We start from the raw sequence: 17,978 nt of genomic DNA on the forward strand, positions 1-17,978 counted from the left end.
AGAGTATGATCGGAATCATTGCGGCACTGAAGGATGAAGTGCGGGACATTAAAAATAAAATGACACAGGTGCAGACCAGTGAAAAGGCGGGTATGACCTTTTACCGGGGCCTGCTTTCCGGCAAGCCGGCCGTGGCTGTGATGTGCGGCGTGGGCAAGGTTAACGCGGCGCTGTGCGCCCAGATTCTGGTGGACCTTTTTGATGTGGACTGCCTGATCAACGTGGGCGTGGGCGGCGCGGTGGCCAAAGGCCTGACCGTGGGCGACATTGTCATCTCAAAGGATTCCGTCCAGTATGATATGGACGGCTCGGCTTTCGGCCACCCCAGAGGCGAGATCCCCAACATGGACATCACCTTTTTCCCGGCTGACGAGCGGCTGATCGGCCTGGCCAAGGACGCGGCGGCCCGGGTAGGCCAGGCGGCGCTGGTGGGCCGTGTGATGACCGCGGACCTGGGCGTTGATTCCCAGGCGCTCAAGCAGGAGCTGACCCAGCTTTTCGGCGGGGCCTGTGTGGAGATGGAGGGCGCGGCCATTGGCCAGGCGGCCTTTATCAACCAAATTCCCTACATTGTGATCCGCTCCATTTCGGACAACGCGGACGGCGATCTGGTAGAGACTTACCAGAATAATTTCCAGACATCTGTGGTCAACGCGGCCAAGATGGTACTGGAAATGGTTGAAAACTACTAAAGACAGAAGGTGTTTCCCTTGGATCTTTTTGATGATTTTAGCACGCTGCCGGCCCACCGGCCCACCTGGGCCGAGATCAGGCTGGAAAACCTGCTCTTTAACCTGGAGCAGATTAAAAAGGCGGCCGGCCCCGAGGCCCGGATCATGGGCGTGGTCAAGGCGGACGCCTACGGCCACGGCGTGGACGTGGCTGAGCTTTTGCAGGACGAGGGCGTGCCCTGCCTGGGGGTCGCTTTTCTGGACGAAGCCATTGCCCTGCGCCAGAAGGGCATTGACCGCTGCGACCTCTTTATTCTGGGCCATACCGGCGCAGACCAGATCCCCGAGCTGGTGGAATGGGATGTGACGCCCGGGGTTTACCAGATGGATTTTGCCGAAGCGCTCTCAGACTACTGCGTGGCGAACGGCGCAGTGCATCCGGTCCACGTCAAGGTGGATACGGGCATGGGGCGCATCGGCTTCCGCTGGGACGAGGCCGCGGACGCGGTGGAGCGCATGGCTGCCCTGCCGGGCATCCGCGTCGAGGGGCTGTACACGCATTTTGCCACCGCGGACGCCCAGGACAAGGACTTTACCCATCTGCAGCTGACGCGTTACGCCCAGGTGGTCAAGGCGCTTTCAGATAAGGGCATTGAGATTCCGATCAAGCATGTGGAAAACTCAGCGGCCATCATTGATTTTGACAAGACCATCTTTAACATGGTGCGGCCGGGCATTATTCTCTACGGCCATTATCCCTCGGACGAGGTGAAAAAGGAAAAGCTGGCGCTGAAGCCAGTCATGAGCTTTAAGACAAAGATCGTGCACATTAAGACCATCCACGCGGGCGATTCGGTGAGCTACGGCCGCCGCTTCATCGCCGACCGCGACCGCAGAATCGCCACCCTGCCGGTGGGCTACGCCGACGGCTATACCCGGATGCTCTCCGGAAAGGGGGCGGAGGTACTGATTAAGGGCCAGCGCGCGCCCGTGGTGGGGAATATCTGTATGGACCAGTGCATGGTGGATATTACGGACCTTGAGGGCGTTTCGCTCTACGATGAGGTAGAGCTTTTTGGGGAGAATCTCCCCGTGGAGGAGCTGGCTGAAAAGCTGGGCACCATCGCCTATGAGCTGCTCTGCATGGTGAACAAGCGGGTTCCCCGCATTTACGATTTTATGGGTGAAAAGCATCTGGAGGTCGAGATTTTGAACGACGGATTTTTTGGCGGCTTCTGAGTGCTGTAAAATTTATGAGGTGAAACCGGTTGGCCCAGCGCCGACCGGTGTGATGGGGAAATGGAAAACAAAATCAAAGATAATAAGGTTGCCCGTACCATTTTTGAGTACGTAGGCATTTTGTTCGGGACCTTTATGACAGCCCTGGCTGCCAATATGTTCATGATTCCCAATAAGCTGGCGCCGGGGGGCTTCAGCGGGCTGGCCACTGTGCTCTACTATGTGACAGGGCTGCCGGTCGGGACGGTTACCTTTGTATTCTCGGTGGCCACACAGCTGATTGCCCTCAAGGTGCTGGGCAAAAGCCTGGGTCTCAAGAGCTTTTTCTGTACCCTGGCCTACGGGGTCTTAGTCGATGTGATGGCGGGCGTGATTCCGCCCTTCTCAGACGACGTCCTGCTGGCCAGTATTTTCGCCGGCGTCCTTTACGGAGTCGGCATGGGCGTGCTGTACCGCATGGGCGGCTCCGGCGGCGGGACCGACCTGCTGGCCCGGATGCTGCTCAAGGTGACCAAACGCCTGACCCTGAGCACCTGGATCATGTGCATTGACTTCTGCGTGGTCATCTTTGCCGGGATCGCCTTTAAAAACATCTCGGTCATGCTGTATTCCATCATCGTGCTGTTTTTATACACACAGGTCATGGATTTTGTCATCGTGGGCAACAATTATGCCAAGGCGGCCAACATTGTCTCGGACAAGAGCCCGGAAATCTGCGAGCGCATCCGAACCGACCTCAACAAGACCGCCACCATCTTTCACGCTTACGGCGCTTACTCGGGCCAGAGCAAGGACGTGGTCTACTGCATTGTCTACCGGAGCCAGATCGCCAAGCTTAAGGGCATTATCTATGAGATTGACCCAGGCGCCTTTGTGACCCTGGCCGATACCCAGGAGGTTCTGGGCGGCGGATTTAAAAATCTCAATGAGTAATGAAAGCATTTGTGTTAATGAGCACTTTACGAAGTGCTAAAATATATTAGAAGGAGTAACATATGGAAAACTTAGAAAAAACAGCAAAAGGTATCCGTCGGGATATCGTGAAAATGATTGGTAAAGCCGCTTCCGGTCATCCGGGCGGATCTTTATCTGCCGTTGAAATTTTGAGCTTGTTATATTTTGAAAAGATGAACGTTGATCCAGCGGAGCCGAAGAAAGCAGACCGCGACCGCTTCGTCCTGTCAAAGGGCCATGCCGCGCCGGTGCTGTACGCAACCCTGGCCGCAAAGGGCTTCTTTGATAAAGCAGAGCTGGACAGCCTGCGCCAGGTCGGCGCGATCCTCCAGGGCCACCCGGATATGAAGAAGATCCCAGGTGTGGACATGTCCACCGGTTCGCTGGGACAGGGCATCTCCGCGGCTGTCGGCATGGCGCTGGGCGCTAAGATCGACAAGGCCGACTGGAAAACCTATGTGTTACTCGGCGACGGCGAGCTCCAGGAAGGCCTGGTCTGGGAAGCGGCCATGTCCGCAGCCCACTACAAGCTGGACAACCTGATCGCCTTTGTGGATAACAACAACCTGCAGATCGACGGCGCCATCACCGACGTTATGTCCCCGTATCCGATCGATGAAAAATTCGCGGCCTTTGGCTGGAATGTCATCAACATCGCGGACGGCAACGACTTTGACCAGCTGCGCGAAGGCCTTGAAAAAGCTTATGCCTGCGAGGGCAAGCCGTCTGTTTTAGTCTGCAAGACCGTCAAGGGCAAGGGCGTTTCCTACATGGAAAACAACGCAGGCTGGCACGGCAAGGGACCAAACGCGGAACAGGTTGAAATTGCACTGAAAGAACTGGAGGACTAATCATGAGTAAAAAATCAACAAGACAGGCATACGGCGAATATTTAGCGGTACTCGCTGAAAAAAATAAAGATATCGTTGTTCTGGACGCCGATTTATCCGGCGCAACCAAGACCTCTGAATTTAAAAAGGTGATGCCGGAACGTCATTTCAACGCCGGTATCGCAGAAGCCGACCTCATGGGCATGTCCGCCGGCTTAGCCACCACGGGCAAGATTCCCTTTGCCAGCACCTTCGCCATTTTCGGCGCAGGCCGTGCCTTTGAAATCATCCGCAACAGCATCTGCTATCCCAAGCTGAACGTCAAGATCGCCTTAACCCATGCGGGCATCTCCGTTGGCGAGGACGGCGGCTCCCACCAGTCCGTGGAAGACGTTGCCCTGATGCGCGCGGTTCCGAACATGACCGTTCTGGTACCCGCTGACGCCACCGAAACACAGCGCATGATGGATGCTGCCATCGCCATTGACGGCCCGGTTTACATCCGCTTAGGCCGCCTGGACACCAACGTGATCTTCGACGACGATTACGAATTTGAAGTGGGCAAGGCCGTAACCTTAAAGGAAGGCCACGACCTGACCATCATGGCCATGGGCTTAATGGTTGAAAAGGCTGTGGAAGCCGCCGACGCCTTAAAGGCAGAAGGCATCTCCGCCCGCGTGCTGAACATGGGCAGCATCAAGCCCATTGACCGCGAAGCCATCGAAGCAGCCGCCAAAGAAACCGGCGCCATCGTGACCGCTGAAGAACACAGCATCATCGGCGGCCTGGCCGGCGCAGTCTGTGAAGTTCTGGCAGAAACCACCCCCGCTCCGGTCGAAAAGGTCGGCGTGATGGATCAGTTCGGCCAGTCCGGCAAAGCGCTGGAGCTGCTTGAAAAGTACAACCTGACCACTGGCGCCATCGTAGAAGCCGCCAAAAAGGTTGTGGCACGCAAAGCCAAATAGTAAAACAACCACACAGGAGAAGATACGGCGTTTCGCCGTATCTTCTTTTTAATTGAAAGGGTACCGCGGCGGTACGGGTTGGGGAGCCCCCCAGACACCTTCGGTTTTCTTTTTACCAGTTCCGACAGAGAATTAATTTTTATTTAAGAATCGAACATTCCGAAGCTGAAACATTTGCCCATAAAGAAGATTAATAAAAGGCATAAGCGGTATCTGTGAAATATTTTGTAAAATTCCTGTAAATTTTCTTTAAAATTGAAAAATAACCTTGCCACACTTTTTGCCACATATTGAAATCCCGGCAAAACTCTGATATGATGTTCCTAAGTGCCGGTGCTGTGAATGCCACATCCCGGCTGAAATTGTCCAATCTCTACAGTTTTTACGGACGCCAAAGACTGCTCCGCGGCGTCATGCCGGACTGCTCCAAATTTTCCGGCCAAAACTGTTTGGTGAAAATACTGCCAATGGCAGTATTTTTTTTACCCCTTTGTAGAACGTTTCCAAAAAATACCCTTATATATGAAAATATTGACATTGCATTTTATTGAAAATGGTTATATAATATTTCTATTAATCTCAAAATTCACGTCTGAAAGGAGAAAGCCCATGTCGCAATTCAGTGAACGTCTGACCACCCTGGTCGAAGCAACGGGATTTTCCATCTATCAGCTTTCCAAAAAAGCCAAAATCGACCGCTCCACCATCCATAAAGTCATGGTGGGCGAGCGCATGCCCAGCGCCGATTTTTATAAAAAGCTCTGCCGCGCCCTGTCCCTGACCCCCTTTGAGAAAAGAGAGCTCGACGATCTCTACAAAATGGCCCGGATCGGGGATAAGGTCTACTACCGGCGCAACAGCGTCAAGCGCCTGGTCGAGGAGCTGGCCGGCAACACCTACGCCCCCAGCGAGGACATCAGCGGCCGGGAATATAAGGCCTTTCCCGTATTGGCGCGCGGTACCCAGGTCATCGAGGGCAAGAACGACATCAACAGCGTGCTCATCGATGTGATCAACGATGAAATTTACCACCGCGAGGCCCCGCACCTGGCCGTCGCCCTGGCTTTTGACCACCAGTTCGTGTACGAGTACCTGTACAACGCCTTTGTGAGCGCCGCCGGCCCGGTCGACATCGACCACTTTATCTACCTGGACAAGGAGACCAGCCGCAACGACGCCATCCAGAAAAACCTGCGCCACCTCCAGTACATCCTGTCCTTCAGCCTGTGCGGGCGCGACGGCTACCACCCCTATTATTCCTATGTCAACGCCGACCCAGCCCAGGCCGTGACCACCTTCCTGCCCTATTTCATCATCACCAGCCGCCACGTGCTCAAGCTGTCCCGCAGCTTTAAGACCGCTGTGCTGTACGACGACGAAGCGATCGTGAGTTTTTATAAGGCATCCGTGGAGCGCCTCTGCAGGGGCCTGCCCCAGCTCACCCGCAGGGCCAACCGGATCGAGGACATGTACGGCTGGACCCGGGAAAACCTGGGCGACGCCAGCCTGGAGCCCCACCCCTGCCTGAGCCTCTGCCTCAACGCGGCCCGCATCGAGCGCCTGGTGCAGCCCGATCTGCCCGGGCGGGAGGCCGTCTGCGCCATGGCAGAGGAAGTCTACGGCCCCTACGTCCGCCGCGAGCTGCCCCTGCCGCGGTCCATCTTCTCCCCAGAGGGGCTGAACATCTTTGCCGAGACCGGACGGATCTGCTACTTCCCGGAAACCGTGGTGCGCTGCTGCACCCCCGAGGAGCGCAAGGCCTTTCTGCGGGAGATCCTGGACGCAGTGGAGAGCGGGGAGACTGCCTTTATGGCCGTCGATTCCGATAAATTCAGAATCCCCCTCAACGTTGAGATCATCAAGGCAGCCGAGCAGCAGATCGTGGTCCAGCGCTTCAGCGACGACAGCCGGCGGCTCAACGCCATCTTCATCGACGAGCCCGGCATCTGCGAAGCCTTCAGCGATTTCTTCGACTACCTGCCCGACAGCGACCTGACCCTGGACCGGGAAGGGCTCATCAACCTGCTGAAAAGCTATTTATAATAAGGAGAGTACATGAATACCGACGCAAAAGAACATGCCCTGACGCCCGAACAGGCCAAGACCCTGAAAGAAAGCCTGGAGAATATCAGCAACGCCCTGACGGTAGAGGAAAAGGACCGGGAGCCCGGAAAGCCCTACATCAAGCATATCCACCGTGTTACCCACGAGCCCATCAGTATCCGCGACCCCGAAACGGGCGAAGACCGGCTGCTCACCGATGCGGAGCGAGAAGCCCAGACCACGGTTGACGAAACCGTCCGCTATTACCCCGACTTCCGGCTGAAATGGGGCGAGTACCTCTGCGATCCGGGCAAGGGCTGGACCCTGGAGGACTACGAGCACTACGAGGAGCGCATGCAGGAGTACGCCGAGACCGGCACCGTCCAGACCCAGTGGGGCCGCCTCATGCCCCTGACCGAGGAGATTGAGCGCCCCGAATTCCCCTTGAAATCCCTGCCAGAGCCCTACGCCCGCTACACCCGGGCCCTGGCCGAGAGCCTGCAGGTGCCCGTGGACATGGTGGGCGTGTCCGTGCTCGGCCTGCTGGGCGGCTGCCTGCAAAAGCGGTATGAGATCAACGCCAAGAACAAGTTCACCGTGCCCCTGGGCCTGTACACCCTGGTGGTGGCCGACCCCGGCGAGCGCAAATCCAGCGTCTACGACGAGGTCGTGCGCCCCGTCAAGGACTACGAGCAGAAGCTCTGGAGCGAGTACCAGAAAGCACAGCTCGACTACGAGCTGGAGCAGGAGCTGGCCGAGGAAGAATTCAAGAAAACCAAGCAGCAGTACATGAAATGCAAGGACGCGACCGAACGCGAAAGCCTCAAGGCGGCCCTGCTTGAGCTCAAGGAAAAGATCGCCTTTTTCCAGAAAAAATGCCCGCCCTGCCTGTATATGGACGACACCACCAACGCCGCCCTGGAGCAGGAGCTGGCCCGCAACGGCGGCCGCATGATCATCATGTCCGATGAGGGCGACCTCTTCGCCAACATGATGGGCCTGTACACCGGCGGCCAGCACACCCTGGGCGCCATGCTTAAGGGCCACACCGGCGGCAGCTCCAAGACCCACCGCGTGGGCCGCGACCCGGTCCGGCTGCCCGCCAGCAACCTGAGCGTGCTGCTCATGGTCCAGCCCATCATCATCGACACCATCATGGCCGACGCCGTCATGCGCGGCCGCGGCATGAACGCCCGGTTTCTCTACACCATGCCGAAAAGCCGGGTGGGGGACCGTAACATCGAGACCGCAAAGGATATCGACCCCAAAATCGACGCCGACTACTACAACGCCGTCTACAGCCTGTACGCCGACAACCACATCACCCTGGAACCAAAGCCCAGACAGCTTGTGCTCAAGGACAGCGCCCAGATGGCCTACATGGCCTACGAGACCATGTTTGAGCGGCGGCTCAAGGGCGATATGAAGGACCTCAGCGACTGGGGCAGCAAGCTCGGCGGCGAGATGCTGCGCCTGGTGGGCATCCTCCACTGCGCCGCCCACCCCGACGCCATCATGGAAACCCCCATCGCCAAGGAAACCGTGGATCAGGCCCATCAGCTGGCCAAATATTTTAGCGAGTACGCCCGCATCATCTATAACATGGGCAGCGGCCTGGACCCGAATATGCGGGTATGCCAGCGGATAGTGGAGGTGATAAAGGCACAGGGGATCAAAATCTTCTCGAAAACAGAGCTCTTTGGCATTTCACGCATGGGCTGTAAAAAAATTTCAGACCTGCTGCCCTATCTGAACATTCTGGAAGACTACGGCTATCTGAAAAGTGGCCGCTTTACCAACGGAAACCGCACCTTTACAGGCTATGAGGTGAATCCGGCAGTCTTTGAGGACGGGGAACAGATCCATAACAACGCATAACCACTAACATTTTAATAAAGAATCCCAAAACCGGCAAAACAGGATAAGGGGTATTAGGCATTTTTATGTAATGTTTATTTTATATAAATATTATAATATAAAAATGTCTTTTTTTCATGTTTGATTGCCAATTACAGGGTTAAGGTCTGGAAGTTAGTGGTTATGCGTTGTTATGGAATCTTTTTACCCTGAAAATAAAAAAAGCGCGGCACAAATTCTTGGTTTTTCCTTAATCAAATGGGTAAAACTCTTTTAAAGGTTAATTTTTATCATTCAGAAAAGGAAAATAACATGAAAACACATCGCTTACCGACGCTGCGGACATTTTTATTCGCAATGCTTCTGTTTTTGGCCGGCATGCTTTTTTTGGCTGCGCCCGTGCACGCCGAGGGCAGCCGTGAGCTGACCGCCGATGGCGGCGACCGCCCCTACACCGAGTGGTACGACCACATGGACGCCGGGGTGCTGCGCCACCAGATCGTCAAGGTCTACGCCCAGGCGGGCGAGACCCTGTATTTTGGCAGCAGCGTGACCGACAACGTCAACAAACAGGACATTGTGCTGCGCTATACCGGCAGCACCGACAACGGCTACGAGCCCTTTACCACCGCACCGGGCCAGCAGGGCATGGAGATCGTGTACGATACCAATACCGGCGACAACGTGGGCTATCTCATGAACCGTGACCAGGAAAAGGCCGGCCCGGACATCGCGGGCACCGGCACGGGCTACAAGCCCCTGGCCTTTAAAGTCACCGAGACCGGGAACTACGAGTTTGAGTTCCACGCCAGGCTGGACAGCGGCAACCGGAACAACCCGCGCCCCCTGAATGTGGACAGCAACGACGCCTGGAAGGCCAACGGCCAGGGCGACAGCACCGTGGCCGCCTGGGACGTGACCGTGGCAAAGGCCGACGGCACCCCGGTGCCCGGACGCGTCTTTACCCATTTCCTGACCCTGAACATGGGCAACAACGGCCGCAGCCTGGAATCCAAGATCACCGTGCTCACCATCGACGGGTTCCAGTACTGCGTGGACATGAACGGCATGGACCCCTTTGGCTTCATCTTCTTCGCCAACAACCGGGGCCTGGTGGTGGACGACAGCAACAGCAGCTACTACCACTCCTTTTACTCCGACAACCCGGGCCAGGGCGTGGACATCAACACCCTGATCAACCACGATCCCGCCCTTCAGCTCAACTCGCCCATCGCCGGCGACAGCGGCCTGGACATCAACGACCGTGTTTTCTTTAACCCGCCGGACGCCGAGCTGCTAAGCTCCCTGGGCATGACCCCAGAGCCCGACACCAGCGGCACCGTGAGCGATTTTAAATTCACCGGCTTCAAGGAAGGCTTCGGCTACGTGGGCGAGGGCGGCACCTTTACCTTCAACGCCCAGAATATCCACAGCTACGAGCTTCAGATCGACCTGCGGAATTACCAGGAAAAGCAGGCCGATGGCAGCTATAAGGCCGTGGACCACGGCGTTGTGACCATTGGCAACGCCAGTGTGGACGGCGTGAACAGCGTGGCCTGGGACGGCAAAGACGCAGCTGGCAACGTGCTGCCTGCGGGCCGCTGCGACCTGAGCCAGATCACCCTTCAGGCCCGGGGCGGCGAGGTGCACCTGCCTCTTTTGGATGTGGAAAACAACCCCAACGGCGTTATCGTCGAGCGCTGTAACGGCGCAGGCACCGACGCCGAGCGCTTTACTGTCCACTATGACAACACCACCGTTCCGGCCCTGAACGAAAACGGCGCGGACCAGAGCGCAGGTGTGGATAGCACAAACGGCGCCATGAAATTCTCCGGCAACAAGGGCAACCGCACCATTCTTGACGTCTGGGCCTTTTACAAAATCAGCGACCCCAACGGGCTGAGCACCAACCTTGAGCTCATCCCCAGAACCGACGACACCAACGGCGAAATCCGCGGCCTGGTTTTCTACGACACCAACAAGGACGGCGTCTACGCCAAGATCGACCAGGACTATCCGCTGCCAGGTGTTACCGTGCAGCTGCTGGGGCCAGACGGCAAAACCGTGATCGCCACCACGACTACCGACATCTCCGGCACCTACGTGTTCCCGGACGTGCCCTTCTCCGAGACACCCTACCAAGTTCAGGTGGTCAGCCCCTATCCGGGCCTGGACGCCTGCACCACCAGGGATAAGAAGAACCCCTCCAAGACCAACGAGCTGCAGTACGCCACCGTGGACCCCGCCACCCCCAAGGTGGTCAACACCGACGTGGGCTATTACGTGCCGCCCGAAACCATCAATATCCCGGTACAGAAGTACTGGAACGACGTGGACGACACCAGCCTGCGGCCAACCGAGATCGTGGTCAAGCTTTTGAAAAACAACAAGCCCACCCTGGAAAGCCTGACCCTGAACGCGGGCAACGGCTGGAAGGGCAGCTTTGAAAACCTGCTTAAGTTTGAAAACGGCAAGGCCATCCAGTACACCATCGCCGAGGTGGCCGTGGACGGCTACACCAGCCAGACCCAGGGCGACATGACCGCAGGCTATACCCTCACCAACACCCGCACCGCCCAGACCAGCCTTTCCGGCACCAAGACCTGGAAGGACGAGGGCGGCCCGCGGCCAGACGTCACCCTGACCCTCAAGGCCGGCGGCGTCCCTGTAGACGGCGCGGCCCCCGTCTGGGACAAAAGCGGCGACGTGTGGACCTGGCGCTTCGACAATCTGGATAAATTCGACGCAGGCGGCCGCCGCATCACCTACACCGTGGAAGAAGCCGTGCCCGACGGCTACAAGGCCGAATACGACGGCAATAACATCACCAATACCCGCTTTGGCACCACCGAGGTCACCGGCCAGAAAACCTGGCAGGACGGCGGGCGGGATAACCGCCAGCGCCCCAATATCCAGCTGACCCTCAAGGCAAACGGCGAGGTGGTCAACGACGCCGTGCCCTTCTGGTCCGACAAGGACGGCGACGTGTGGACCTACACCTTTGAAAACCTGCTGAAATACGACAAGGATGGCCAGAGCATTACCTACACCGTGGAAGAAGCCCCCATGGACGGCTACACCACCACCATGAGCGGCAGCAATATCACCAACACCCGCACCGGCTTCACCAGCCTCCAGGGCCAGAAGCTCTGGCAGGACGACAACAACAAGGACGGCCTGCGCCCGGCTCAGGTCACCGTCCAGCTCATGCAGAGCGTGAACCACGGCGCCGCTGTGCCCGTGGACGGCAGGACCGCTGTGGCCAGCGAGGACAGCGGCTGGTTCTACAGCTTTATGGACCTGCCCGCCTACGACAGCCAGGGCCGTGACATCATCTACACCGTGGCCGAAACCGGCATCAATCCGGATGATTACACCACCAGCTACAACGGCACCGACATCATTAACACCCACCCGGCCAAGCCCAAAATCGAGGTGGCCGGCGCCAAGACCTGGGAGGACAACGAAAACGCCGAGGGCCTGCGCCCAGAAAGCATTACCGTGCATCTGATGAAGAACGGCACCGAGGTGGCCAGCCAGACCGTCACCGGCCCAGACTGGCAGTACCGCTTTGAGGACCTGGACCCCGGCACCGCGGCCGACCCGGCCTACTACACCGTCCGGGAAGACCCCATCGAACACTACACCACCAGCTACGATGGCACCAATATCGTCAACACCCGCATTCCCACCGTTACCGTCACCGGGCAGAAAACCTGGAAGGACGGCCACAGCGTCAACCGGCCCCATCTGGACCTGATCCTCATGGCCAACGGCGTGGAGCAGCCGGACCGGGAGCCCGAATGGAGCAAGCAGGACGGCGATGTCTGGACCTACGAATACCGTAACCTGGACAAGTTTGACGCAGCGGGCAATACCATCACCTACACCGTGACCGAGGCCATCCCGGCCGGCTACGGCGGCTACCAGGACCCGGACAACCCCTTTAACTTCACCAATGTCCGCGACGAGGTCACCAGCCTTCACGGCCAAAAGACCTGGAGCGACAAGAACAACCAGGACGGACTGAGGCCCCAGAGCGTCACCGTACAGCTCATGCAGAGCATTGGGGGCGCGGCCGCCACACCTGTGGAGGGCCAGACCCGCGTCATGTCCGAGGACAACTACTGGACCTACAACTTTGAACGCATACCCGGCTACGATCAGAACGGCGACACCATTGTCTACACCGTCAAGGAAGTGGATCTGCCCGACGGCTACAGCGCCGATTACAACGGCAGCAACATCGTGAACGTGCACCCGGCCAAGGAAAAAATCCAGATCACAGGCACCAAGACCTGGGGAGACAACAACGACGCCGAGGGCAAGCGCCCGGGCAGCGTTAAGGTCCGCCTCATGGCCAACGGCGTCGAGCTGGCCGCCCAGACCGTCACCGGTCCGGACTGGCAGTACCGCTTCGAGAACCTGGACAAGACCGGCGACGACGGCGCCCCGGTGGTCTACACCGTGGTTGAGGACCCGGTGCCGGGCTACGACACCCTCTACAACGGCTACGACATCACCAACCAGTGCCGGGACTGCGAGACCCCGCCAGAGCCCAAAAAGCTGGGAAACATCAGCGGCAATGTCTTCTACGACGACAACTGGGATAAAAAATGGGACCGCGACACCGAGCCCCCAGTGGGCAACATCGTGGTCACCCTGTACAACGAAGCCGGGGACAAGGTGGGCGAGACCTTTGCGGACAGCAGCGGCTATTACCGCTTCGCCAGCCTGCCATACGGCCAGTACACCGTGACCGTCAGCGACCGGGGCGACGGCTACGTCTGCACCACCGAGAACCAGGAGCAGCCCATAACCCTGAACGCCCTGGAGGCAGAGGCGGCAGACGTCGGCTTTGCCAAAAAAGAGCCGCCCGTCGACCCACCCGTCGACCCGCCAGTGGATCCACCCGTGACCCCGCCTGTGAACCCGCCGGTCACCCCGCCGGCAGAACCGGGCACGCCTGACCTCACACCACCCCAGGGCTTTGAGATGCCGCCACAGGTCACAAAGGGCAGCGTGAACCCCAACACCGGGGCTCCGGCCACCTACGCCGGTGTGTTCGGCGCCGTGGCGCTGCTGGCCCTCATCGCCGTTTTAAGGAAAGTGCGCAGACGGTAGGGAAGAAACCAGAAAATTCTCAGGAATTTTAAAACTTTCCCTTGCACTTTTTGAAAGAAAAGGTAAAATAGATATATATATTGTTAATTGCATCACTGCAAAAAAAAAACCACTTTTTTGCAGTGATTTTCTTTATTTTATCATCAGGAGGCGTAATGAAAACAAAGTATATATTTGTAACCGGCGGCGTGGTTTCTTCACTAGGAAAAGGGATCACCAGTGCATCCCTGGGGCGTTTGCTCAAGGCCAGAGGCCTGAAGGTATCCATTCAGAAATTCGATCCCTACCTCAATTATGACCCGGGTACCATGAGCCCGTACCAGCACGGCGAGGTCTTCGTCACCGACGACGGCGCAGAGACCGACCTCGACCTCGGCCACTATGAGCGTTTTACCGATGAAAGCCTGGGCCAGTACAGCAACGTGACCACCGGCAAGGTCTACTGGAACGTCATCTCCAAGGAACGCCGGGGCGACTACCTGGGCGGCACCGTGCAGGTCATCCCGCACATCACCAACGAGATCAAGGAGAGCATCCTGCGCGTGTCCGAGAGCGCGGCCAACCCGGACGTGGTCATCACCGAAATCGGCGGCACCGTGGGCGATATTGAGAGCCTGCCCTATCTGGAGGCCATCCGCCAGTTTGAGGGCGACCTGGGCCCGGAAAACGTGCTCTACATCCACGTCACCCTGCTGCCCTATCTGGGCAAGGCCGGCGAGCTCAAGACCAAACCCACCCAGCACTCCGTCAAGGAGCTGCGCAGCATCGGGATTCAGCCCGACATCATTGTCCTGCGCTCCGAAAAGGAAGTGGAGGACAGCCTCAAGGACAAGATCAGCCTGTTCTGCAACGTGGATAAGGACGCAGTCGTCACCAACCTGGACGCGCCGGAGTTGTACGAAGTGCCCCTCATGCTTGAGAAGGAAGGCCTGGCCCGCCTGGTCTGCAGCAAGCTCAAAATCCGCTGTAAGGACCCGGACCTCACCGAGTGGAAGGACCTGGTCACCCGGGCCAAGAACCTGGAAAACAAGGTCACCATCGCCCTGGTAGGCAAGTACGTCGAGCTGCATGACGCCTACCTGTCCGTTGCTGAGGCCCTGCGCCACGGCGGCATCGCGGGCAACGCCGAGGTCACCGTCAAATGGGTGCACTCCGAGGATTTAAACGAACAGAACGTGGACCGGATCATGAAGGACGTGGACGGGATCATCGTGCCCGGGGGCTTTGGCAACCGCGGCATCGAGGGCAAGATCGAAGCCATCCGCTACGCCCGTGAGATGGGAATCCCCTTCCTGGGGCTCTGCCTGGGCTTACAGCTCACCGTCATCGAGTACGCCCGCAACGTGGTCGGCCTCGACGGCGCCAACAGCATCGAGCTGGACGAGGGAACGCCTTATCCGGTCATCAGCCTCATGGAGGAACAGAAAAAGATCCAGAACATGGGCGGTACCATGCGTCTGGGCGCTTACCCCTGTGAGATCAAGGAAGGCTCCCACGCCTGCGCGGCCTACGGCGGCGCAAAAACCATCGAGGAACGCCACCGCCACCGCTACGAGGTCAACGACGAGTACATCTCCGTGCTGGCCGAAAAGGGGCTGGTCTTTTCCGGTATGTCGCCGGACGGCGTTTTGGTGGAAATGGTCGAGCTCAGGGACCATCCCTTCTTCATCGCCACCCAGGCCCACCCGGAATTCAAATCCCGCCCGAACAAAGCCCACCCGCTGTTCAGCAGCTTTGTGGCAGCGGCCATGGATTACAAAAACAAGGGAAGCCGTTAATAAGGAAATTTTTCAAGGGGTATCGCCAAGATACCCCTTGATTTTTTGAGGAATGCGGTTCAGCATGCCGGAAAATTCAGAGAGATGAAGCCTTTTACCTAAGGAAGAAAGCGGGCGCAGTCTCAGACAGCACCCCTTTATTGACAGCCTGTTGAGTTTTTTACTTTCAATTTAAAAATTATAAAAAATTCTTTCTTGACACAAGATATAGGCCTGTGCAAAACTGTGGATAACCTGGGCTTTGTTTATAAAAACCGGTTAAAAATGTGTAAAACTGTGGAAAACATGCGTTTTTCCTGTGGATAATGTTCATAACTTGGTGGGTAAGTGAAGAAATGCCCATAAATCCGTTGTTGAAAAGTGAAGAAACTGTGGATAAGGTTCTGGAAAAGTTTATGCATAACTTGTGGATAAACCCCCTTGGTTATCCACACTTGTTCATAAATCCGATTCGCGGTATAATGAGATAAAAGCAAAACTATATCTTGGGGCAGGATTTTCAGACCACGCCCCGCCCGTCAAAAAAGATAATGTTTTCAATGAAATAGAAAGGGTAAATATGAAAGATTTAGGATATATTCGCACCGCCTGCGCGGTGCCAGTCATCAAGACAGGAGACTGCGCGGCCAACGCCAACGCGGTGCTGGCCCTGTGCGCCGAAGCCTGGGAAAAGCAGGTGGGCATTGTGGTTTTTCCCGAGCTGTGCCTCACCGGCTACACCTGCGGTGACCTCTTTTTCCAGCGGACCCTGCAAAAGGCCGCGGCGGCCGCTGTGGAGAAAATCAGAGAATGGTCCGAGGGTAAGGCCATGCTCATCGTGGTGGGCGCGCCCGTGGCAGCGGGCAGCGGCCTGTACAACTGCGCCCTGGCGCTGTCAGACGGTGAAATCCTGGGCATTGTGCCCAAAACCTATGTGCCCAACAATCAGGAATATTATGAGAAACGCTGGTTCCGCTCCGCCGGGCAGCTGCGCGCCACCGACAGAACCTGCTTCGGCGAGGGCGTGCCCATCGGAACCGACCTGCTCTTCCGCCACGAGGGCTGGCAGGACGTGGTGGTCGGCATTGAAATCTGCGAGGACCTGTGGGCGCCGGTGCCGCCGAGCTGCTTCCAGGCCGCCGAGGGAGCGACCATTATCGTGAACCCCTCGGCCAGCAACGAGGTTATCGGGAAGAGCGCCTACCGCAGAGCCCTCATCAGGCAGCAGTCTGCCCGCCTCAACGCCGGGTACCTGTACTGCTCCAGCGGCTATGGCGAGTCCACCACCGACCTCGTCTTTGGGGGCGACGCCCTCATCTGCGAAAAGGGAAGCCTGCTGGCCCAGTCCCAGCGGTTCCAGACCGAAAGCCAGCTGGTGGTGGCCGATCTGGACGTGGAGGCCATCGTGCACGACCGCCAGCTCCAGACCTCCTTTGGCGATTCGGCCGATATCCTGAGAGAGGGCGGCTATATGGAATGCTTCTTTAATGCCCAGGACGCCCAGGACTGCCTGCGGGAAGTGAACCCCCAGCCCTTTGTGCCCGCCGACGCCGGACGCCGCGACGAGCGCTGTGAGGAAATCCTGAATATTCAGACCATGGCCCTGGGCAGCCGTGTGGCCCATATCGGCGATCCGGCCATGGTGGTGGGCATCTCTGGCGGCCTGGACTCCACCCTGGCCCTGCTGGTCTGCGTGAACGTGTGCGACCGCTTCGGCATTGACAGAAAGCGCATCCACGCGGTCACCATGCCCGGCTTCGGCACCACTGACCGCACCTACGACAACGCCGTCAGCCTGATCCGCGCCCTGGGGGCCACCTTCCACGAGATCAGCATTAAGGACGCGGCCGCCCGCCACCTGGAGGACATCGGCCACGACCTGAGCGTGCACGACGTCACCTATGAAAACGCCCAGGCCCGGGAGCGCACCCAGATTCTCATGGATTTGGCCAACCGCCTGGACGGCCTGGTCATCGGCACCGGGGATCTGTCCGAGCTGGCCCTGGGCTGGGCCACCTACAACGGGGACCACATGTCCATGTACGGGGTCAACGGCGGCATTCCCAAGACCCTGGTGCGCTACCTGGTGCGCTACGTGGCCGAGAACAACGGGGACGCTGAGATCCGCCGGATTCTCTGCGACGTGCTGGACACCCCCGTGTCGCCGGAGCTGCTGCCCCCGGACGAGGCGGGCAAAATCGCCCAGAAAACCGAGGATCTGGTGGGGCCCTACGAGCTCCACGATTTCTTCATGTACCATGTGCTCAGAAACGGCTACAGCCCGGATAAAATCTACTTCCTGAGCCAGCGGGCCTTCGAGGGCCGCTACGACGACGCCACCCTGTACAAGTGGCTGCGCAACTTCTACTGGCGTTTCTTTACCCAGCAGTTCAAGCGCTCCTGCCTGCCCGACGGCCCCAAGGTGGGCACTGTGTCCCTGTCGCCAAGGGGCGACTGGCGCATGCCCTCCGACGCCAAGGTGGACGAGTGGCTGCGCGTGCTGGATACCCTGGGCTGAGCCCAGATTAAAAAGAGAGG

Annotated in this window: 10 protein-coding genes; all 10 read left to right on the plus strand. The window is 58.0% G+C overall.

Translation table 11 applies throughout. The features are described 5' to 3' along the window. The first annotated feature begins 5 nt into the window (after nt 1-5). The 10 genes from I2B62_RS14930 to I2B62_RS14975 all read left to right on the plus strand — a co-directional run bounded on the left by I2B62_RS14930 (nt 6) and on the right by I2B62_RS14975 (nt 17,958). The gene (locus tag I2B62_RS14930; protein WP_195269871.1) at nt 6-692 is read left to right on the plus strand and encodes a 5'-methylthioadenosine/adenosylhomocysteine nucleosidase; all 687 of its coding nucleotides are present in this window, start codon (nt 6-8) and stop codon (nt 690-692) included. A 9-nt stretch (nt 693-701) separates the two neighbouring features. Continuing rightward, nucleotides 702-1,910, plus strand: coding sequence for an alanine racemase (gene alr / locus I2B62_RS14935; RefSeq protein WP_347707828.1), 1,209 nt, complete (start codon nt 702-704; stop codon nt 1,908-1,910). A 60-nt stretch (nt 1,911-1,970) separates the two neighbouring features. Next, nucleotides 1,971-2,843 carry a YitT family protein gene (locus I2B62_RS14940; RefSeq protein WP_195269873.1) on the plus strand — a complete coding sequence of 291 codons (873 nt, stop codon included), beginning with the start codon at nt 1,971-1,973 and terminating at the stop codon, nt 2,841-2,843. A gap of 62 nt (nt 2,844-2,905) precedes the next feature. Beyond that, the gene (locus I2B62_RS14945) at nt 2,906-3,715 is read left to right on the plus strand and encodes a transketolase (protein ID WP_195269874.1); all 810 of its coding nucleotides are present in this window, start codon (nt 2,906-2,908) and stop codon (nt 3,713-3,715) included. A gap of 2 nt (nt 3,716-3,717) precedes the next feature. Beyond that, on the plus strand, nt 3,718-4,659 hold the full coding sequence (locus I2B62_RS14950) for a transketolase family protein (RefSeq protein ID WP_195269875.1): 942 nt from the start codon (nt 3,718-3,720) through the stop codon (nt 4,657-4,659). Between the two features lie 609 nt (nt 4,660-5,268). Further along, a complete protein-coding gene (locus I2B62_RS14955) occupies nt 5,269-6,702 on the plus strand; it encodes a helix-turn-helix transcriptional regulator (RefSeq protein ID WP_195269876.1) in 1,434 nt (477 codons plus the stop codon). 12 nt (nt 6,703-6,714) lie between these two features. Beyond that, complete coding sequence (locus I2B62_RS14960; protein WP_195269877.1) at nt 6,715-8,580, plus strand: YfjI family protein; 1,866 nt, start codon at nt 6,715-6,717, stop codon at nt 8,578-8,580. Nucleotides 8,581-8,871: 291 nt separating this feature from the next. Then, on the plus strand, nt 8,872-13,683 hold the full coding sequence (locus tag I2B62_RS14965) for a Cna B-type domain-containing protein (RefSeq protein WP_195269878.1): 4,812 nt from the start codon (nt 8,872-8,874) through the stop codon (nt 13,681-13,683). Nucleotides 13,684-13,838: 155 nt separating this feature from the next. Further along, entirely contained in the window at nt 13,839-15,461 is a 1,623-nt protein-coding gene (locus tag I2B62_RS14970) for a CTP synthase (RefSeq protein ID WP_195269879.1), read from the plus strand. Between the two features lie 559 nt (nt 15,462-16,020). Further along, nucleotides 16,021-17,958, plus strand: a complete 1,938-nt coding sequence (locus I2B62_RS14975) for an NAD(+) synthase (RefSeq protein WP_195269880.1) — start codon at nt 16,021-16,023, stop codon at nt 17,956-17,958. The last annotated feature ends 20 nt before the right edge of the window (nt 17,959-17,978 follow it).

The organism is Eubacterium sp. 1001713B170207_170306_E7 (genome assembly GCF_015547515.1).
Classification (GTDB): domain Bacteria; phylum Bacillota; class Clostridia; order Eubacteriales; family Eubacteriaceae; genus Eubacterium.

Coding starts and splice junctions, on each gene's coding strand:
- I2B62_RS14930 (WP_195269871.1), top strand. CDS start 6: ATGATCGGAATCATTGCGGCACTGAAGGATGAAGTGCGGGACATTAAA.
- I2B62_RS14940 (WP_195269873.1), top strand. CDS start 1,971: ATGGAAAACAAAATCAAAGATAATAAGGTTGCCCGTACCATTTTTGAG.
- I2B62_RS14945 (WP_195269874.1), top strand. CDS start 2,906: ATGGAAAACTTAGAAAAAACAGCAAAAGGTATCCGTCGGGATATCGTG.
- I2B62_RS14950 (WP_195269875.1), top strand. CDS start 3,718: ATGAGTAAAAAATCAACAAGACAGGCATACGGCGAATATTTAGCGGTA.
- I2B62_RS14955 (WP_195269876.1), top strand. CDS start 5,269: ATGTCGCAATTCAGTGAACGTCTGACCACCCTGGTCGAAGCAACGGGA.
- I2B62_RS14960 (WP_195269877.1), top strand. CDS start 6,715: ATGAATACCGACGCAAAAGAACATGCCCTGACGCCCGAACAGGCCAAG.
- I2B62_RS14965 (WP_195269878.1), top strand. CDS start 8,872: ATGAAAACACATCGCTTACCGACGCTGCGGACATTTTTATTCGCAATG.
- I2B62_RS14970 (WP_195269879.1), top strand. CDS start 13,839: ATGAAAACAAAGTATATATTTGTAACCGGCGGCGTGGTTTCTTCACTA.
- I2B62_RS14975 (WP_195269880.1), top strand. CDS start 16,021: ATGAAAGATTTAGGATATATTCGCACCGCCTGCGCGGTGCCAGTCATC.